This is a genomic window from Oceanisphaera marina, assembly GCF_014643915.1.
Taxonomy (GTDB): Bacteria; Pseudomonadota; Gammaproteobacteria; order Enterobacterales; family Aeromonadaceae; genus Oceanimonas; species Oceanimonas marina.
Window position 1 is genome coordinate 213,024 of the sequence record NZ_BMKE01000002.1, and the last position, 18,290, is coordinate 231,313.

General features: G+C 53.2%; 14 protein-coding genes and 1 tRNA gene. 10 read left to right on the top strand and 5 right to left on the bottom strand.

All coding sequences use genetic code 11. The annotated features are described in order from the left end of the window. Positions 1–44: 44 nt before the first annotated feature. The 4 genes from IEW52_RS02300 to dsdA all read left to right on the top strand — a co-directional run bounded on the left by IEW52_RS02300 (position 45) and on the right by dsdA (position 5,325). Positions 45–323, top strand: a complete 279-nt coding sequence (locus tag IEW52_RS02300) for an HlyU family transcriptional regulator (RefSeq protein ID WP_188628452.1) — start codon at positions 45–47, stop codon at positions 321–323. Further along, positions 301–2,394 carry a tRNA(Met) cytidine acetyltransferase TmcA gene (locus tag IEW52_RS02305; protein WP_229667756.1) on the top strand — a complete coding sequence of 698 codons (2,094 nt, stop codon included), beginning with the start codon at positions 301–303 and terminating at the stop codon, positions 2,392–2,394. The genes IEW52_RS02300 and IEW52_RS02305 overlap by 23 nt, the downstream gene beginning before the upstream one ends. 87 nt (positions 2,395–2,481) lie before the next feature. After that, the gene (locus IEW52_RS02310; RefSeq protein ID WP_188628453.1) at positions 2,482–3,831 is read left to right on the top strand and encodes an alanine/glycine:cation symporter family protein; all 1,350 of its coding nucleotides are present in this window, start codon (positions 2,482–2,484) and stop codon (positions 3,829–3,831) included. A 123-nt stretch (positions 3,832–3,954) separates the two neighbouring features. Beyond that, complete coding sequence (dsdA, locus tag IEW52_RS02315) at positions 3,955–5,325, top strand: D-serine ammonia-lyase (RefSeq protein WP_188628454.1); 1,371 nt, start codon at positions 3,955–3,957, stop codon at positions 5,323–5,325. Here dsdA and IEW52_RS02320 read toward each other — a convergent pair. Further along, positions 5,302–5,904: a transglycosylase SLT domain-containing protein gene (locus IEW52_RS02320; RefSeq protein ID WP_188628455.1), complete on the bottom strand. Its 603-nt coding sequence runs from the start codon at positions 5,902–5,904 to the stop codon at positions 5,302–5,304. The genes dsdA and IEW52_RS02320 overlap by 24 nt on opposite strands. A 221-nt stretch (positions 5,905–6,125) precedes the next feature. Between IEW52_RS02320 and IEW52_RS02325 the strand changes: the two genes are divergently transcribed. The 6 genes from IEW52_RS02325 to oppF all read left to right on the top strand — a co-directional run bounded on the left by IEW52_RS02325 (position 6,126) and on the right by oppF (position 14,237). Further along, entirely contained in the window at positions 6,126–8,384 is a 2,259-nt protein-coding gene (locus tag IEW52_RS02325; protein ID WP_188628456.1) for an arginine/lysine/ornithine decarboxylase, read from the top strand. A gap of 221 nt (positions 8,385–8,605) precedes the next feature. Further along, positions 8,606–10,231 carry an ABC transporter substrate-binding protein gene (locus tag IEW52_RS02330; RefSeq protein WP_188628457.1) on the top strand — a complete coding sequence of 542 codons (1,626 nt, stop codon included), beginning with the start codon at positions 8,606–8,608 and terminating at the stop codon, positions 10,229–10,231. A 155-nt stretch (positions 10,232–10,386) separates the two neighbouring features. Then, positions 10,387–11,307 (top strand): oligopeptide ABC transporter permease OppB, encoded by a 921-nt coding sequence (gene oppB / locus IEW52_RS02335; RefSeq protein WP_188628458.1) that lies wholly within the window; start codon positions 10,387–10,389, stop codon positions 11,305–11,307. Positions 11,308–11,316: 9 nt separating this feature from the next. Next, a complete protein-coding gene (gene oppC / locus IEW52_RS02340) occupies positions 11,317–12,240 on the top strand; it encodes an oligopeptide ABC transporter permease OppC (protein WP_188628459.1) in 924 nt (307 codons plus the stop codon). Between the two features lie 10 nt (positions 12,241–12,250). Then, positions 12,251–13,225, top strand: coding sequence for an oligopeptide ABC transporter ATP-binding protein OppD (gene oppD / locus IEW52_RS02345; protein ID WP_188628460.1), 975 nt, complete (start codon positions 12,251–12,253; stop codon positions 13,223–13,225). 4 nt (positions 13,226–13,229) lie between these two features. Further along, complete coding sequence (gene oppF / locus IEW52_RS02350; protein WP_188628474.1) at positions 13,230–14,237, top strand: murein tripeptide/oligopeptide ABC transporter ATP binding protein OppF; 1,008 nt, start codon at positions 13,230–13,232, stop codon at positions 14,235–14,237. Between the two features lie 98 nt (positions 14,238–14,335). Here oppF and IEW52_RS02355 read toward each other — a convergent pair whose 3' ends face one another. The 4 genes from IEW52_RS02355 to IEW52_RS02370 all read right to left on the bottom strand — a co-directional run bounded on the left by IEW52_RS02355 (position 14,336) and on the right by IEW52_RS02370 (position 18,265). Further along, positions 14,336–14,629: a hypothetical protein gene (locus IEW52_RS02355; protein WP_188628461.1), complete on the bottom strand. Its 294-nt coding sequence runs from the start codon at positions 14,627–14,629 to the stop codon at positions 14,336–14,338. A gap of 355 nt (positions 14,630–14,984) precedes the next feature. Beyond that, a complete protein-coding gene (locus IEW52_RS02360; protein WP_188628462.1) occupies positions 14,985–15,236 on the bottom strand; it encodes a hypothetical protein in 252 nt (83 codons plus the stop codon). A 984-nt stretch (positions 15,237–16,220) separates the two neighbouring features. Beyond that, positions 16,221–17,027: a DODA-type extradiol aromatic ring-opening family dioxygenase gene (locus tag IEW52_RS02365; RefSeq protein ID WP_229667757.1), complete on the bottom strand. Its 807-nt coding sequence runs from the start codon at positions 17,025–17,027 to the stop codon at positions 16,221–16,223. Between the two features lie 1,161 nt (positions 17,028–18,188). Further along, a tRNA-Asp gene (locus IEW52_RS02370) sits at positions 18,189–18,265 on the bottom strand. Between the last annotated feature and the right edge of the window lie 25 nt (positions 18,266–18,290).

Here is an 18,290-nt window from a genome sequence, read left to right on the forward strand (position 1 = left end):
GCGCCACCATGGCGCCTTTTTTCTTCATCAGTAAGGTTGTACTCATGTTTAATTGGCTAAAACGTCTGGGCCAGAACAAAGCTGGCGCATCGGCGGGCTTTGCGCACGTCTCTTATCAGGGCTTTGATATCCATCCCGCCCCCTTGCCAGACAGCGGGCAATATCGCTTGCATGGTCGTATTACCCGACTCAAAGACGGCGAACTGCAAGAACATCGCCTGATCCGCTCCGACTTGCTGCCCTCGGCCGAACTGGCCGCCGAGTTAATGGTCGCCAAGGCAAAACGGGTTATTGACGAAAATGGCAGCCGTCTTTTTGAGTGAGTGGCAAGCCTGGCGACAGCAATTACAACTGAACGGCGAACGGCGCCTGCTGGTACTTGCCGGTAGTCAAACCTGGGCAATGGCCCAGGCCCGCCAGCTTGGCAACGATTCGCATGCTCGCCAACTGTGGCTGGGCCAGGCAGACGCCGCCGGGCAGTCTGGCTTGCCCATCAATAAATTTCAAACCGCCCTGGGCCAGGAATACGACAGCCTGGTATTCAACGCCCATAGCGGGCTGCACCCGGACGCATTGGGTGCTGCAGCTGGTACCTTGATTGCCGGCGGTATCATGTTGCTGCTATGCCCACCACTGGCAGACTGGCCTGATTATCCCGACCCGGATCTGGTACGTTACGTAGCACAGCCCGAACAGGCCAAAGGGCTTGCCAGCCCTTTTTTACGCCGTTTTGTTCGGCTGCTGCATCAGGATGACAGTGTACTGATTTGGCAGCAAGGCTCGCCTTTTCCTGCTCTTCCCACCTTGTCCCCCCTACCCTGGCAACAAGAACGCGACCGCCAGGGTTGCCTCAATATCCAGCAGCGCAATGCCTTGGCACATATGCTGCGCTGTGCTCGGGCGCGCATTCCTCTGGTGCTGACGGCAGACAGAGGGCGCGGCAAATCGAGTCTGCTGGGGCTGGCCGCTCACCGCTTGATTCAATACGGACTGCGGGTGCTGTTAACGGCCCCGAATCAGAATGCGCCCGCTCAGGCCATGCGCCACTGCGCCAGCCCGCTGCACTTTGTGGCGCCCGATGCCTTGCTGGCCGAGCAGCCGGCAGCCGATATTCTGCTGATTGATGAAGCCGCCGCCATTCCGGTGCCCATGCTGCTTGCTCTGGCCAAGCGTTATTGCTGTATCTTTGCCAGCACCGAGCATGGCTACGAAGGTACCGGTCTGGGGTTTCAGCTCAAGTTTCAACCCAGGCTTGCCTGCTTGTCGCCAGGCTGGCGCAAGCTTCACTTGAACACGCCGGCACGCTGGAGCCCTGCCGATCCACTGGAGCCACTGGTGTTTAGGCTACTGGCACTCAATGCCTCCCCCCCGGCGCCAGCACTTTCACCGTCAGCCAACCCGATTCCAACCCAAGTCGAGCGCCTCGATTATCGCTGGGTCAGCCGTGAGGCATTACTGGCCGATGATGCTTTGCTGCAGCAGCTATTTGGTTTGCTGACACTGGCGCATTATCAAACCCGTCCCAGCGACCTGCGCCAGCTGCTGGATGCCCCCGACCTGCAATTGGCCGTTACCTTTCAGGCCGATATCCCCGTGGCCGTTGCCTTACTCATTAAAGAGGGCCCCATGTCGGCAGAGCTCAGCCAGGGCATCTGGCGTGGCCAACGACGCCCGCGAGGCCATTTGCTGCCACAATCACTGGCATTTCATGGTGGTATTACCGATGCCTGCCAATTCACCTATCACAGAGTGATGCGCATAGTCGTGCATCCTCATGCGCAGCAGCTGGGCATCGGCAGTCGGCTGTTGCGCTGGCTGCAGCTGCATTTATGTGAACAGTCCGGTGGGGATTTTATCGGTACCAGCTTTGGCGCCAGCCCGCAGCTGGTGGCGTTTTGGCAAAGTAACGGTTTCCAGGCGGTACGTCTGGGGCAAAGTCGCGATGGCGTCAGCGGCCTGCATGCGATGATGATGTTATGGCCCTGTTCGGTTGCGGCAAAGCAGGTTTTACCCTTGTGGCAAGGACAGTTCAGTGCCAACTTGCAGGCTTATCGCAAAGGGGTATGGCCGGATGAATTAACCCCGGTTTATCAGACCCTCAAGCTGGAGCCCCCCGCCTTGACCGAGCAGCAAGATAACCGCATTGCCCGTGATTTTGCCTTTTATCATCGGGATTTATGCAGCGATCAACCGGCGCTTTCCCGCTTTGTTGCCACCCAGGTGCCGCTGCGCCCCCTCTCTGCTCACCAGCAACAATTACTCAAGGCCCTGCTGACACCGGGTGTCATGCCTGCCCAAATCGCCAGCCTGCATGGCTTATCGGGTCATAAAGCGGTTATTGCTCAAGCTCGTCAATTATTGCAGCATTTTTTTGTGGTTCCATCCGAATCATAAAACTAGTACTCATTTTTCAAAAACACGACTAGGCTAGTACAGGAAAGTCTCTTAAATTCAATATTACTCGCTCTAGGAGTGCTGCAAATGGAATTGCTTACCAACATATTAGGCACCATCAACGGCGTGGTGTGGGGTGTCCCCATGTTGATCGGTATTTTGGGGCTGGGGCTCTATCTGCAACTGGGTTTGGGATTGATGCCCATTCGCAAGCTGGGTACCGGTTTTAAACTGCTGTTCAGCAAAACAGAAGTTGGCAGCGGCGAAATTTCCCCCTTTAATGCCTTGATGACGGCACTGGCCGCCACCATAGGGACGGGGAACATTGCCGGTGTGGCCACCGCCATCTTCTTTGGGGGTCCCGGAGCCCTGTTCTGGATGTGGATGACGGCACTGGTTGGCATGGCCACCAAATATGCCGAAGCCGTGTGCGCGGTCAACTTTCGTGAAACCGATAAACGCGGCAACCACGTAGGTGGCCCCATGTATTACATCAAGAACGGTCTGGGTGCTAAATGGGCCTGGCTGGGGGTTGCCTTCGCCATTTTTGGCGGCTTTGCCGGCTTTGGTATTGGTAATACAGTGCAGGCCAACTCGGTCGCCGATGCTCTCGATGCCTCTTTTGGCCTCTCGCACACCACCACCGGGATTGTCCTTATGGTGCTGGTGGGCCTGGTATTGATTGGTGGTATTCGCTGGATTTCGGAAGTGGCGGGTAAGCTGGTTCCGCTGATGACGGTCGCCTATTTTGCCGCCGGCCTGGTGGTACTGGCCATGTACATCACCGAACTGCCCGCCGCATTTGGCCTGATTTTCGAGCACGCCTTTACGCCGATTGCCGCTCAGGGCGGGTTTGCCGGTGCGGCAGTGTGGATGGCGATTCGCTTTGGTGTGGCCCGCGGGGTTTTCTCGAACGAAGCCGGTCTGGGTAGTGCGCCGATTGCCCACGCCGCCGCCAAAACCGATAGCCCGGTGCGCCAGGGGCTGATTGCCATGCTGGGTACCTTTATCGATACCATTATCGTGTGCTCCATCACAGGCCTGGCCATTATTGTGACCGGCAGCTGGACCAGTGGTGAAGCGGGGGCATCGCTGACGACCCTGGCCTTCTCGCTGGCCATTCCCGGCGGTGAATATATCGTCTCGGTTGCTCTGGCCATTTTTGCTTTTACCACCATTCTGGGTTGGAGCTTTTATGGCGAAAAATGCGTTCAGTTTCTGTTTGGCGTCAAGGCCATAGTACCGTTTCGCATTGCCTGGGTTCTGGCATTGCCCATTGGCGCCACCCAATCGCTGGAATTTATCTGGCTGCTGGCGGACACCCTTAACGCCATGATGGCCATTCCCAACCTGATTGCCCTGGCCTTGCTAAGCCCGGTGGTGTTTCGTTTAACCAAAGAATACTTTGCCAAGCAAACACCCGTCACCAAACCTTAAATTTCCAATGGGGAGCGAGCCCGACTCCTCCCCACTTTCCTGCCCACCTCGTTCTGCTCTCCGTTTTTTCATCAATGGCCTGATATACTGTGCTGTGTTCAGCATATTTTTCAGGATCATGACATGCACTCTCATCCTCACTACAGCAAAGAAGCCATTCGCGAACTCTGCCGCGCCAATCCGTTATTGGATGAATTGATGGCCCTCAGCCCTGTCAGCTGGTTTAATCCAGAGCGCCAACCCACAGAGCAGGCTCTGGCTGCGGTGGGCCTGACCGCCGAAGACGTGATTGATGCCAGCCTGCGGCTGGATCGCTTTGCACCCTACTTTTGTGCCGCCTTTCCCGACACCATGGCCAGCCACGGTCTGTTGGAGTCACCGCTGCAAGCGGTGCCCGCCATGCAGCAGGCAATGGAGAATCGTTTTCAACAACCGCTGGGCGGTCAGTTATGGCTAAAGCTCGATAGTCAGTTGCCGATTTCCGGCTCCATCAAGGCTCGCGGGGGGATTTATGAGGTGTTGCAGCACGCCGAAAAGCTGGCGCTAAAGGCCGGTCTGCTCCAGCGTACCGATAACTATGCGCGGCTGCATAGCGAGGAGTTCAGGGCGTTTTTCAGTCAGTACCAGATTGCGGTCGGCTCTACCGGCAACCTGGGGCTGTCAATTGGCATGATTGGCGCCCGACTCGGCTTTAATACCAGCGTGCACATGTCGGCCGATGCCCGCCAGTGGAAAAAAGACCTGTTGCGTGCCCAGGGCGTGACTGTGGTGGAATACCAAAGTGATTACTCGGTGGCGGTGGCCGAAGGGCGAGCTCAAGCCGAGCAAAACCCAAACTGCCACTTTGTGGACGACGAAAACTCGGTACAGCTGTTTTTAGGTTATGCCGTGGCCGGTGAACGACTGAAGGCGCAACTGGATCAGCAAGGCATCAAGGTCGATCGTAGCCACCCCTTGTTTGTCTATCTACCTTGTGGTGTAGGCGGAGGCCCGGGCGGCGTGGCCTTTGGCTTGAAGCTGGCCTTTGGCGATGCCGTGCATTGCATTTTTGCCGAGCCGACCCATTCGCCCTGCATGTTGCTGGGGGTTTACACCGGTCTGCACGATCAAATTTCGGTGCAGGACCTGGGTATCGATAACATTACCGCCGCCGATGGCCTGGCCGTGGGCCGGGCATCGGGGTTTGTCGGTCGCACCATGGCTCCCATGCTCGATGGTTTTTATACCCTGAGCGACAAGGAGATGTTGTCCTTACTCGGCTTGCTGAATGAGCAGGAGCACATTCAGCTGGAGCCCTCGGCGTTGGCAGGCATGCCTGGTCCCTGGCGTGTGCTCGAAAACGAGAGTTATCTAAAACGTATGGGGCTTAACCCGGAGCGGCTGGCCAACGCTCATCATCTGGTGTGGGCCACCGGCGGCGGCATGGTACCAGCAGCAGAAATGGCCAGCTATCTGACACAAGCTGCGGCCTTAGCCAAACCAGCCGCTATTTAAGTCATCTTTGCACTGCCAGTATTGGCCCGCGTAGCGTTTGGCGCGGGCCTCTACTTTGCGCGAGACCTTTAACAACCAGCCTTTACGATTATGAGTACCGCGGCGATAGCCGCCCCAGCCATCGTGATAGTTCAGATACTGACCGTAGGCATCCCACTTTGATACCCCGTTGATTTTGCTGGTTTTACTCATGTACCACCCCATGAAGTCCATCGCATCGTCAAAATTGCTGCGACTGGCCCAGCCATTACCACTTTCTCGCTGATAATCCGCCCAAGTGGCTTTTTTTGCCTGAGCATAGCCGTAGGCATCCGAGGCTCGGCCATAAGGGATAAACAAAAAGTATCGCATCGGTGGCTGGGCATCATGCATAAAGCTGCTTTCCTGGTACATCATCGCCATGGTGACGTGCACCGGCGCGCCCCACTTTTCTCGGGCCTTGTTGGCAGATTTATGCCAGCTTTTGTGCTCATCGAAAATGGCACAGATATTTTCCGGATTACGTGGCGGCGAGGCCGCACAACTGGTCAGTAACAGGGCACCCAGCAGATACAGGGTCGCTTTTACCATCAGATTCATTGGCTGGCTCATTGTTTCGAATAAAACTAACGATAAATAGTGCCTGCTACCTTGCAAAACTTCCAGTGTGGCCGATGACTTATGGTCGGTTTATGGCGATTGAGGTGTTAAATGCCATCGCCGACTTTGTCATCAGTCATTGTCACAGTAGAATGCTACCAAGCCGGCTTGGTTATCGAGCCCCTTTGCACACGCAAATACCGCACACTCAAGGAATGTCGATGCGCTTTTACTTCCCTATCATCATTATTGATGAAGACTTTCGATCCGAGAACACCAGTGGCTCGGGGATTCGCGAGCTGGCAGCCGCCATTGAAAAGGCCGGTATGGATGTTGTGGGATACACCAGTTACGGTGATTTAACCTCGTTTGCCCAACAGCAAAGTCGTGCCGCCGGATTTGTATTGTCCATTGATGACGAAGAGCTGGCCGGCAGCACCGAAGAAGCCCAGGCCGTATTGGCCCAGCTGCATCGTTTTGTTCAGCAGATCCGCCACCGCAATCCGGATATTCCCATTTATCTGTATGGCGAAACCCGTACCGCGCGCCATATTCCCAATGCTATCTTGCGCGAGCTGCACGGCTTTATTCACATGCACGAAGATACGCCGGACTTTGTGGCTCGCCATATTATTCGTGAAGCAAAAGGTTACCTGGACAGCCTGGCACCGCCCTTCTTTAGGGCGCTGACTCATTATGCCCAGGACGGCTCCTATTCCTGGCATTGCCCGGGGCATTCCGGCGGCGTGGCGTTCTTGAAATCCCCCGTAGGCCAGATGTTTCACCAGTTTTTTGGTGAAAACATGCTGCGAGCCGACGTATGCAACTCGGTCGACGAGCTGGGGCAATTGCTGGATCATACCGGCCCGGTGGCGGCAAGCGAGCGTAATGCGGCGCGGATCTTTAACGCCGATCATCTGTATTTTGTGACCAACGGCACCTCCACCTCCAACAAAATTGTCTGGCATTCAACCGTGGCTCCGGGCGACATAGTGGTGGTGGACCGTAACTGTCACAAGTCGATTCTGCACGCCATTATGATGACGGGTGCCGTGCCGGTGTTCTTGATGCCCACTCGTAACCATTACGGCATTATTGGCCCCATTCCGCGCAGCGAATTCGAGCCGGCGCGCATTCGCGAAAAAATGCAGGCCAATCCCTTCTGTCGCGAGCTGTTGGCGAAAAATCCGGATCTCAAGCCACGGGTGCTGACCATTACCCAGTCTACCTACGACGGTATTCTGTATAACGTAGAAGAAATCAAAAATCTGCTCGATGGCGAAATTGAAACCCTGCACTTTGATGAGGCCTGGCTGCCTCATGCCGCCTTCCACGATTTTTATGGCGATTATCACGCCATTGGCGAAAACCGCCCGCGCTGTGAAGACTCGATGATTTTTGCCACCCAATCGACCCACAAGATGCTGGCCGGTCTGTCCCAGGCGTCACAAATACTGGTACAGGATGGCAATGCCAATCGCCTCGATAGAGATGTGTTCAACGAAGCCTATTTGATGCACACCTCCACCAGCCCGCAGTACGCCATTATTGCCTCCTGCGATGTGGCTGCCGCCATGATGGAAGCGCCAGGCGGTACGGCTCTTGTAGAAGAGTCGCTGTCGGAAGCACTGGAATTCAGACGCGCCATGCGCAAGGTGGGTGATGAATACGGCAGCGACTGGTGGTTCAAGGTGTGGGGGCCGGATGATTTGACCGACCACGGTCTGGATGATCGCGACGCCTGGATGCTGCACGCCGGCGAAAGCTGGCATGGCTTTGGCAATGTGGAGTCTGGCTTTAATCTGCTCGACCCCATCAAGGCCACCATTTTAACCCCGGGCCTGAATATGGAAGGCGACTTTGCCGACTCCGGTATGCCGGCGGTGGTGGTCACCAAGTACCTGGCCGAACACGGCATCGTGATCGAAAAAACCGGTCTTTATTCCTTCTTTATCATGTTTACCATCGGCATTACCAAAGGCCGCTGGAACAGCATGGTAACCGAATTGCAGCAGTTCAAGGACGATTACGATCACAACGTGCCCTTGTGGAAGGTGCTGCCCAAGTTCATTCAAAGCCACCCCAGCTACGAGCGCGTGGGCTTGCGTGACTTGTGCGATCACATTCATCAAATCTACAAAGAAAATAACGTGGCCAAGCTGACCACGGAAATGTATTTGTCCGACTTGATCCCATCCATGAGACCCGCAGACGCCTTTGCCAAAATGGCGCACAAGCAGATAGAGCGAGTTCCGATCGACGAACTGTCGGGACGCACTACGGCGGTCATGGTGGCACCCTACCCACCCGGTATTCCGCTATTGATCCCGGGCGAGGTATTTAACGATACCATTATCAGCTACCTTAAATTTGCTCGTGAGTTCAATGGCCGCTTCCCGGGTTTTGAAACCTATATTCATGGCCTGGTAGCCGAAGAGCGTAACGGACAAACCCATTATTTTATCGACTGTATTTGCTAACCGCAGTCACCTTAAGGCGCTTTCATTGTAAGCGCCTTTTACGTTGGATGCATAAACAACGGCACCGGATCACATTGTGAGGGTTTAATGTCGGGTTGTTATTATTTCCCCTGCTATATCATTGATTAATTTTCTGTTCGCTCTATTAATAGCACTGCACGGCAAAAGGCATTTGCCGGATAAGTTATGTCCGGGCGAACAGGCTTAAAGGAGTAAGCAAGATGACACTGAAAAAAATCGCACTCGTACCCGTCTTGATGAGCGCATCCCTGTTGGCAATGACAGCGTCGACTCTGGCTGCAGACGTACCGGCCGGCATCGCCCTGGCCAAGCAGCAACATCTGGTAAAAGACAATGGCGCCGAGCCCGCCACTCTGGATCCGCACAAAACCGAAGGGGTACCGGGTGCCAACGTGCAGCGAGACTTGTTCGAGGGTCTGGTGACCTCGGGCCCTAACGGAGAAACCTTGCCCGGCGTGGCCGAGCGTTGGGAAACCAACGACAACAAACGGTTTGTGTTTCACCTGCGCGCCAATGCCAAGTGGTCTAACGGCGAGCCGGTCACGGCCCGGGATTTTGAATACAGCTTTAAACGCGCCATCGCCCCTGACACCGCCTCGCCTTACGCCTGGTATCTGGAAATTCCCACCATTGTAAACGCCTCGGCCATTCTCAAAGGCGAAAAAGAGCCAACAACTCTGGGCATCAAGGCGCTGGACGAACATACCCTGGAAATACAGCTAGAACAGCCTGTGCCCTACTTCGTCACCATGCTCTCGCACACCACCACCTATCCGATTTATCGCCCAGCCGTTGAGCAACATGGTGACAACTGGACCAGACCCGGCAATCTGGTGTCTAACGGCGCTTATACCTTATCCAGCTGGCGGGTAAACGAAAAAATCGAACTGGTGCGTAATACCCATTATTGGGATAACGAGCACACTGTCATCGACCAGGTAGATTACTTACCTATTACCTCACAAAACGCCGCCATGAACCGGTTCTTGGCTGGCGAATTGGACTTGACCAATGAAATACCCATCGAGCACTTTAAACGGTTAAACAAAGATCACCCCGAATCGGTCAGCATCACCGGCTATGTAGGTACCTATTACTATACCTTTAACACCCAAAAGCCCCCCTTCGATGACGTACGCGTGCGCAAGGCGCTGTCTTATGCCATTGACCGCGATATTATCGCCAGGCTGGTGATGGGCCAGGGTGAACTTCCCGGTTACACCCTGACCCCGGAAATCGTCGATGGTTTTACTCCCCCCAGGCTGGATTGGGCCAACTGGACCCAAGCCGAGCGTAATGCCAGGGCGCTGGCGCTGCTTGATGAAGCCGGCTTCAATAAACAGAACCCGCTTAAATTCGAGCTGCTGTACAACACCAGCGAGAACCATAAAAAGGTCGCGGTCGCCGTGGCGTCCATGTGGAAGAAAACCCTGGGCGCCGAGGCCGAGCTGGTTAACCAGGAATGGAAAACCTACCTGGATACCAAAACCCAAGGCAACTTCGATGTGGCCCGTGCCGGTTGGATTGCCGATTATAACGAAGCCTCTTCCATGCTGGACTTGCAACAAACCACCCATGGCAACAACGATGGCAAATACTCCAGCCTGCAGTATGACGAGCTGATGAAAGCGACCCGTTCCATTGTGGATGCCGATGCCCGTAACGCCAAATACACCCAGGCCGAAGAAATTCTGGCCGCCGACATGCCGATAGCGCCTATTTATCAGTACGTGACGGCTCGCCTGGTGCAACAACGGCTCGGCGGCTACCCCAATAATCCACTCAATAACCTCTATTCGAAAGACATGTATATCAAGGCGGAGTAATGCCCGCAGCCAATGGCCGGTGCCCGTCACCGGCCAGCTTTGCAACAACCAGGCTGAGGCCACCATGGGATCTGATCGCGAATAAACGACCACTTGGTAAGCGTCTTGCTCCAGATCGCTTACGCCTTTCATGGCCAAGGCCAACAGGATAAATCATGATTAGATTTATAATAAAACGGCTGCTGGAAGCCATTCCTACCCTGCTGGTGTTGATCACCATTTCCTTTTTCATGATGCGCTTTGCCCCGGGCAACCCCTTTAGCTCGGAGCGCAGCCTGCCACCGGAAGTACTGGCCAATATTGAAGCCAAATACGGCTTCGACAAACCCGTGATCGAGCAGTACTTCGGTTATCTGGGTAACCTGTTGCAGGGCGATTTGGGGCCCTCTTTCAAATACAAGGATTTTTCGGTTAACGAGCTGGTGGCTCAGGCACTGCCGGTATCCGCAGAAATCGGTCTTTATGCCTTTTTTGGGGCCGTTTTGTTCGGGGTAACGCTGGGGATTATTGCGGCACTAAAACAAAACAGCTGGCTGGATTATCTCACCATGTCCACCGCCATGGTGGGCGTGGTGATCCCAAGCTTTGTGCTGGCCCCCATCCTGGTGCTGATATTCGCCATCACCCTTAAATGGTTGCCCGCCGGCGGCTGGAACGACGGGGCTGCGCCCTATTTAGTGCTGCCGGTCATTGGCATGATGATGCACTACATTGCCACCATAGCCCGTATTACCCGGGGCTCCATGATTGAAACCATGAACGCCAACTTCATTCGTACCGCTCGCGCCAAGGGGCTGCCACTGCGCCGTATTATTTTACGCCATGCGCTGCGCCCCGCCATGTTGCCGGTGGTGTCTTACCTGGGCCCGGCTTTTGTCGGCATTATTACCGGCTCTGTGGTCATCGAAACCATCTTTGGCCTGCCCGGTATTGGCCAGCTGTTTGTGAATGGCGCCCTGAACCGCGACTACTCCATGGTGCTGGGGCTGACCATTTTAATCGGCGCCCTCACCGTTACCTTTAATGCCCTGGTCGATATTCTGTATGCGGTTATCGACCCTAAAATTCGCTACTAGGAGCCTGTGATGGTGGTGATTAAAGCCAAACGTGAGGCGATGACTCGCTTCTCCGAGCAACAGGATGATTCGTCGCTCACCATAACGGGGCGCTCTTTATGGCAAGATGCTCGACGCCGTTACTTTGCCAACCGTGCTGCATTGGCCAGCCTGATACTGCTGGGCCTGATCGCGTTGCTGGTCATATTCGGGCCTTACTTTTCACCCTACGCCTTTGATGATACCGACTGGGGTGCCATGATGGCCGCTCCCAGTATAGAAAGCGGCCACTATTTTGGCACCGACTCGCTGGGCCGCGACTTGTTTGTCCGCACCCTGGTCGGCGGACGAATTTCCTTGATGGTGGGCTTGATGGGCGCCTTGGTGGCCGTCATCATAGGTACCCTGTATGGCGCCACGTCCGGGTTTATTGGCGGGCGTACCGACCGCGTTATGATGCGAATACTGGAAATTCTCTATTCGTTTCCCTTCATGTTCTTCGTGATTTTGCTGGTCACCTTTTTTGGCCGCAATATTTTGCTGATCTTCTTCGCCATTGGCGCCGTTAGCTGGCTGGATATGGCGCGCATAGTGCGTGGCCAAACCTTAAGCCTGAAAAACAAAGAATTCATCGAAGCCGCACAGGTAGGAGGCGTAAGTCACCTGACCATAGTTACCCGCCACATAGTGCCCAATGTGCTGGGAATAGTGGCGGTTTATGCCACCCTGCTGGTGCCGGGCATGATTTTGTTTGAATCGTTTTTAAGCTTTCTGGGACTAGGCGTGCAAGAGCCGATGACCAGTTGGGGCGCACTGTTAAACGAAGGATCCAAGTCGATGGAAATTGCCCTGTGGCAGTTATTGTTTCCCGCCGGCTTTATGGTGACCACGCTGTTTTGCTTTAACTTTTTAGGGGACGGTCTGCGTGACGCCCTGGACCCCAAAGATCGCTAAGGATAGCTTGATGACACTATTAACGGTACAAGACTTGCGGGTTGAATTTACCACACCAGAGGGTAACCTGGTGGCGGTGAACGATCTGACCTTTTCCCTGGCAGCAGGCGACACCCTGGGCATAGTCGGCGAGTCGGGTTCGGGAAAAAGCCAAACCGCCTATGCCATTATGGGGCTGCTGGCCAACAACAGTCACACTCAGGGGTCTATCCGTTTTAACGATCAGCAGTTGCTTGGCTTGTCAGAAAAGGCGCTCAATAAGATCCGCGCCGAGCACATCGCCATGATTTTTCAAGATCCCATGACCTCACTCAATCCTTACATGAAGATCGGTCAGCAGCTGATGGAAGTGCTGCTCTTGCATAAAGGCATGAGCAAGGCCGACGCCTTTGCAGAGTCGGTACAGATGCTCAATGCGGTACAGATCCCCGAAGCGCGTCAGCGCATGAATATGTATGCCCACGAATTATCTGGCGGTATGCGCCAACGGGTGATGATTGCCATGGCGCTGTTATGCCGCCCGCAATTGTTAATCGCCGACGAGCCGACCACGGCGCTGGATGTCACCGTGCAGGCACAGATAATGAACCTGCTTAAGGAGTTAAAGCAGGAGTTCAATACCGCCATTATCCTGATCACCCACGACCTGGGTGTCGTGGCTGGCAGTTGTGAACAGGTACTGGTGATGTATGCGGGCAGAACCATGGAGGCCGGCTCGGTTAACGATATGTTTTATCGCCCCAGTCACCCTTACAGCCAGGGATTGCTGAGCGCCATCCCACGACTCGACGGTCACAGCAAATACTTGACCACCATACCCGGCAACCCGCCGAACCTCTTGCACCTGCCCGACGGTTGCCCTTTCCAGCAGCGCTGCCCACAGGTACAGGATATTTGCCGCACCACGGCGCCGCCACTCACCGCATTTGGAGCCGATCGCTACCGAGCCTGCCACTGGCAAGGAGACAGCCTTGAGCAAGAATGAAATCCTGAACACACAGCCTCAGCCGCTACTGTCGGTCAACGGGCTCAAGGTTCATTTCAGCATCAAACAAAAACACGCCTGGCCCTGGACGCCCCCGGCCACATTAAAAGCCGTAGACGGTATCAGTTTTATCCTGAATGCCGGCGAAACCCTGGGGATAGTGGGCGAGTCTGGCTGCGGTAAATCTACCCTGGCCCGCGCTATTATCGGCCTGGTATCCGCTAATGCCGGTGACGTGCTCTGGCTGGGTCAGGATCTGGTTCACGCCAGTCCCGGTGCGCTGCGCGAAATACGCCAGGACATACAAATGATCTTTCAGGATCCACTGGCCTCACTCAACCCCCGCATGACCATCGGCGATATTATTGCCGAGCCGCTGCGCACTTTTTATCCGCACTTGTCCAAGGCCGAGCGCAAGGAAAAAGTCAGCGCCATCATGGCCAGGGTCGGCTTGTTACCCAACCTGATCAATCGCTATCCTCATGAATTTTCTGGAGGACAATGCCAACGCATCGGAATCGCCCGAGCGCTGATCCTGGAGCCTAGGCTGATTATTTGCGATGAACCCGTCTCTGCATTGGATGTCTCCGTGCAGGCGCAAGTGATCAACCTGCTGAAAGCGCTGCAGGCAGACATGGGCCTGGCACTGGTCTTTATCGCCCACGATCTATCTGTGGTAAAACACATTTCCGATCAGGTGCTGGTGATGTACCTCGGCAAGCCGATGGAGTTAGGGAGCAGCCAGGCGTTATTTTCCAATCCCAGCCACCCCTACACTCAAGCGCTGATGAGTGCCGTACCCATTCCCGATCCTGAAGTTGAACGCAACAAGCAGGTAAAGCTGCTCGGTGGCGAATTGCCCTCGCCCATCAAACCTCCATCCGGTTGTGTATTTCGCACCCGTTGTCCACTTGCCGATGCAGAATGCGCCCATATCAAACCCGTACTCAAAGGCAGCGTCGGGCACAGTGTTGCCTGTTTAAAGGTGGTAATGGATACGAGGGAGCTTTAAACATAAAATGGGCCTGAGATAATCAGGCCCAATATCATGTAGTTTCTTGCCAAATACGACTCGTCGTTCGGGCAAGTCATCACACGGAGCCAACGTCCTCATAAAGCAGACATTAGCTCTTCATGTTCTTCAATTACCTCATCAATTATCTGGCACAGCGCTAACGCATCTTTACGTGAAAAATGCAGCCTTGTGCCGCTGTCGTTGCCCTCATCACACATCAACAACATGCCATCATTGGTGATCTTGAAGTGTAGCTGCTCAACCTCCCGACAAACACTCTGGTGCAGTTCAGGTATCTCTATTTCTATAGTGCAACACGGGTGGACCGTGATGTTGGCAGAAACATCTGTACCGCTTTTCAAGGTGTAGCAACATTTCCTGTCTAACATTATCGCCTCCTTATTTACGGTAAACAAAGAGCTATCTTCGGCAATATATTATTTATTCCAACCACCTGTTATACGACTCGTTAAAACTAATATAGTTCGTACAAGCTGCAAAAAAATAAGTTACCCACACAGGAAAAATAAAAGTGACAATTAAAATCAGATATTTATTTAGACACCTATTTGAGGCTAACATAATCAGGTTAATATGCTCCACTAGAAAAGGGATTCATCAGAGCATTAAAAAATGAACACAGAACATATAAAAAGTGCGCACACAAAGCTAGAGAATTGTAAATTATCACTCCAACAACAAACCGTTAGCATGGCATATAAATGTGCTGAACATATGGTTTTCTTATAGATCTGACATCAGCCTTTCATATTCATCAATCACATCGCTAACCACTTCATAAAGATCGAAAGTATCTTTACGTGAGAGATGCAGACAAACGTCTTCAATTATACCACACCCTTTTTCGTTACAGACCAACAACACTCCTTGTTCATTCAGCTTAAAATGAACCTTATCTAACTCGGCAGTCAGATGTTGATGTTTCTCGGGAATATCTACCTCTATGGTACCGCAAGGCTTGATGATAATATTCACGAGGCAGTGACCCTTTTGCAGCGTATAGCTACGCTTTCTGATTAACACCCTTATCTCCTTGAAATATAAATTAATATTGTCAACTACAGGCAATTCCGTTCACCAACAACTAGTGCCGAGTGGCTCTATATTAATTTTCAACAGGCTAAATAATTCTGCCCATAACACAATGGGCCCTAACTAGAATCACGCGCAAGTATCCACACAGCACTTTCGCCAGCTATCGATCGCAATCAAAAGGGCCTGACATGCTCAGGCCAAGGCAACATAAATATAATGACTAATAGCATAAGTCGGACATTAATCTCTCATGCTCTTCTTGTACTTCATCAATCATCTGGCACAGCTCAAGAGCATCGCCATAGGAAAGATCTAATTGGACAGATTTAGGCCCAATAGAATCCGCTGCATAACATTCTAATAATATGCATTGCTCATTTGGTGTAAAATGTATCAATGCTAGTTTGCTTCTTATGCACTGAGATTTTTTGGGCACTGCTATCTCAATGGTACAACAGGGCTCAATGGTTATCTCAACATAGCAACTAGCATCGCTTTGCAGCGGATAATGGCACTTTCTCGCTAACATTATTGTCTCCTTTACTCTTGGCATAAACCAAGAAGATAAATAAAACATCAGCCAACAAAACAGCGTGTTTTTCATACAGCCGCTTAATCTTAGTCCAAGTAACATGACTTGCAACCCAATAGTCCGACCTGCAGCTTGCTCATTCTGCTGAGTGATTGAATAGAGAAAGCATGTTTGTTCGAATGCTGGACTTTTTGAGTCTCGTATCAGCGGTTATCTGGCTGGCATATTTGAGAATGCCCCTGAATGGGCAGCTGATGCGCCCAAAGAAGTGATACGGCCTGCCGATTCCGAGAAAGCTCATAGAGGTTATTTTTCACGCTCTAGCTTCTGGCTATTTACGGATTGTTAGGCCTGTTGACACTTTAGAGTCAGCTCGATGAATTGTGATCGTTTTAGCTCGGTACTTTAGTGGATAAATCAGCCAGAGATTCCGAGCCCCAATATACTATTCCCGATTTTTTCCCCAGGATCCTTGCCGATATATGGGGATCACAGGGCTTTCCCGCCAGCCCGTAACAGACGTGCAGCGGCAGCAGGTGCTCCTCCCGAGGATGACAGAATCGGGAATAGGGGGCGCGATCCCAATGCACCAATCGCTCCGCCCGCTTCGGTTCCTCCATGCCGGCACTAGTGCAGGTTTCCTTCAGCCAGTCTTCGAAAGCCTCGTTAGCGGCCTGAATGTCCGGGGTCTTTGGCGAAAAGAGGGCTCGCATGTTATGGAAAGAAAAACCGGAGCCCATCACCAGCAGATTTTCGTAATCCAGTACCTGTAACGCACGGCCGATCGCGAGGTGGGTAGTCACATCCAGGCTGTTGACCAATGACAACTGCGCACACGGAATATCTGCCTGCGGATACATCAGTTTAAGTGGAACAAACAGGCCGTGATCAAAGCCCCGCAGCTCATCGAGCCGTGCAGAAATCCCTGCCTTTTCCAATACTTTGTGGACCTGCCCCGCCAGCACAGGTTCACCGGAGCATGGATACTTGATGTCGTAGGACTCTGGCGGAAAGCCGAAGTAATCGTAGATCAGAGACGGGGAAGATCCCGAGGTGATGGTCGGTACCGATTCTTCCCAGTGGGCACTGATAACCAGTATTGCGGAGGGCTTGCGCAGTCTGCCGGCTATCTCCGTGAGCCAAGCCACCATCTCTCGATGACCCGTATCCCCCAGCAACGGCATAGGGTGTAGTGGCACACTTTAAGTGTGCCACTACAAGGTGCTTGCAGCGTGTCGGTGGAGTGGCCCCTTCATTCGGCCTTTACCATGAAGCCAAGTAGATCATACCAATCTAAGTAAAAATATGATCTATTTTAAAGCTCGGAACGAGAGGCAACAGAATCACCTCCCGCGACACGCCATAAACCCATGGGGGCTCGGGAAATGCCTTCCTTGGCATTTCACAGTCGTGGGAGCCGAACTCTGTTGCCTCTCCTTAAGCACCGAGTTGTCTGCAGGGCGTTCCCACAGGCGACGCCGCAGCACAGGGGCGGATGAAGGGTTCTACTCAAGCGACCATCACATGACAGGTCAACAAAAGCTCCTGCAATGCTGACACTCCCGCCATCCTTGGCGGTCGGACGTCATGTGCTGAGCGTGCAGGGGGCGAGCGAGCCTCGCCGAGACGAATTATTTCAGCCTGACCGAACATCCAGTGAATGTTCGCAGTAGGCTGAAATGGTGAGTGGCATTATTAATACCAATTTGAATAAAGATCTGATCATTTTTAAACCTGAGCTCAGAGGCAACACAGTCGCCTTCCACGACACGCCATGAACTCATCCCTGAGGGCTCGGAAAATGCCGTCCATGACATTTCACGGTCGTGGTAGTCGATCTCTGTTGCCTCTTCTCGAGCATCGAGTTGTCTGTAGACGACGCTAACAGTCAACGCCGATGCATCAAGAAGGACAAAGGGATCTGCTCAGCCGACCATCCGCGCCACGGATGGCGCGGCTGAGCCTCCAGGGAGGGATCCACGGCGAGTCGGGGGAGCGGGCACTTTGTCCGACCTTTGTAGAACAACCAAATAGATCAGTTATTTAATCTGTTTGGTATTAGTTTTCCCGATTGGTATCACTTGTTTAAATTTGACCTTCGGTCAAAAAGGGTCTGGGTCACCAAATGGTCACGGTTTGGTCACGAGGGGGATTTGACAGCATGGGAAAGAATGAATTCACTGAATGGCAGACAGCAAAAAACCCTTAGCTTTCAAAAGCTAAGGGCTTCTCTAATAATGGCGGAGTGGCAAATGCGTAGCATTTGAAAGTTGGAGAAGCGCAGCGACCTCATCCAGTGTGTCCGCGAAGGCATTAAACGAAAAAATCCCTAGCATTTCTGCTAGGGATTTTGAGATTAATGGCGGAGTGGACGGGACTCGAACCCGCGACCCCCGGCGTGACAGGCCGGTATTCTAACCAACTGAACTACCACTCCGCAAAGCTTGATAGTACGGGACTAA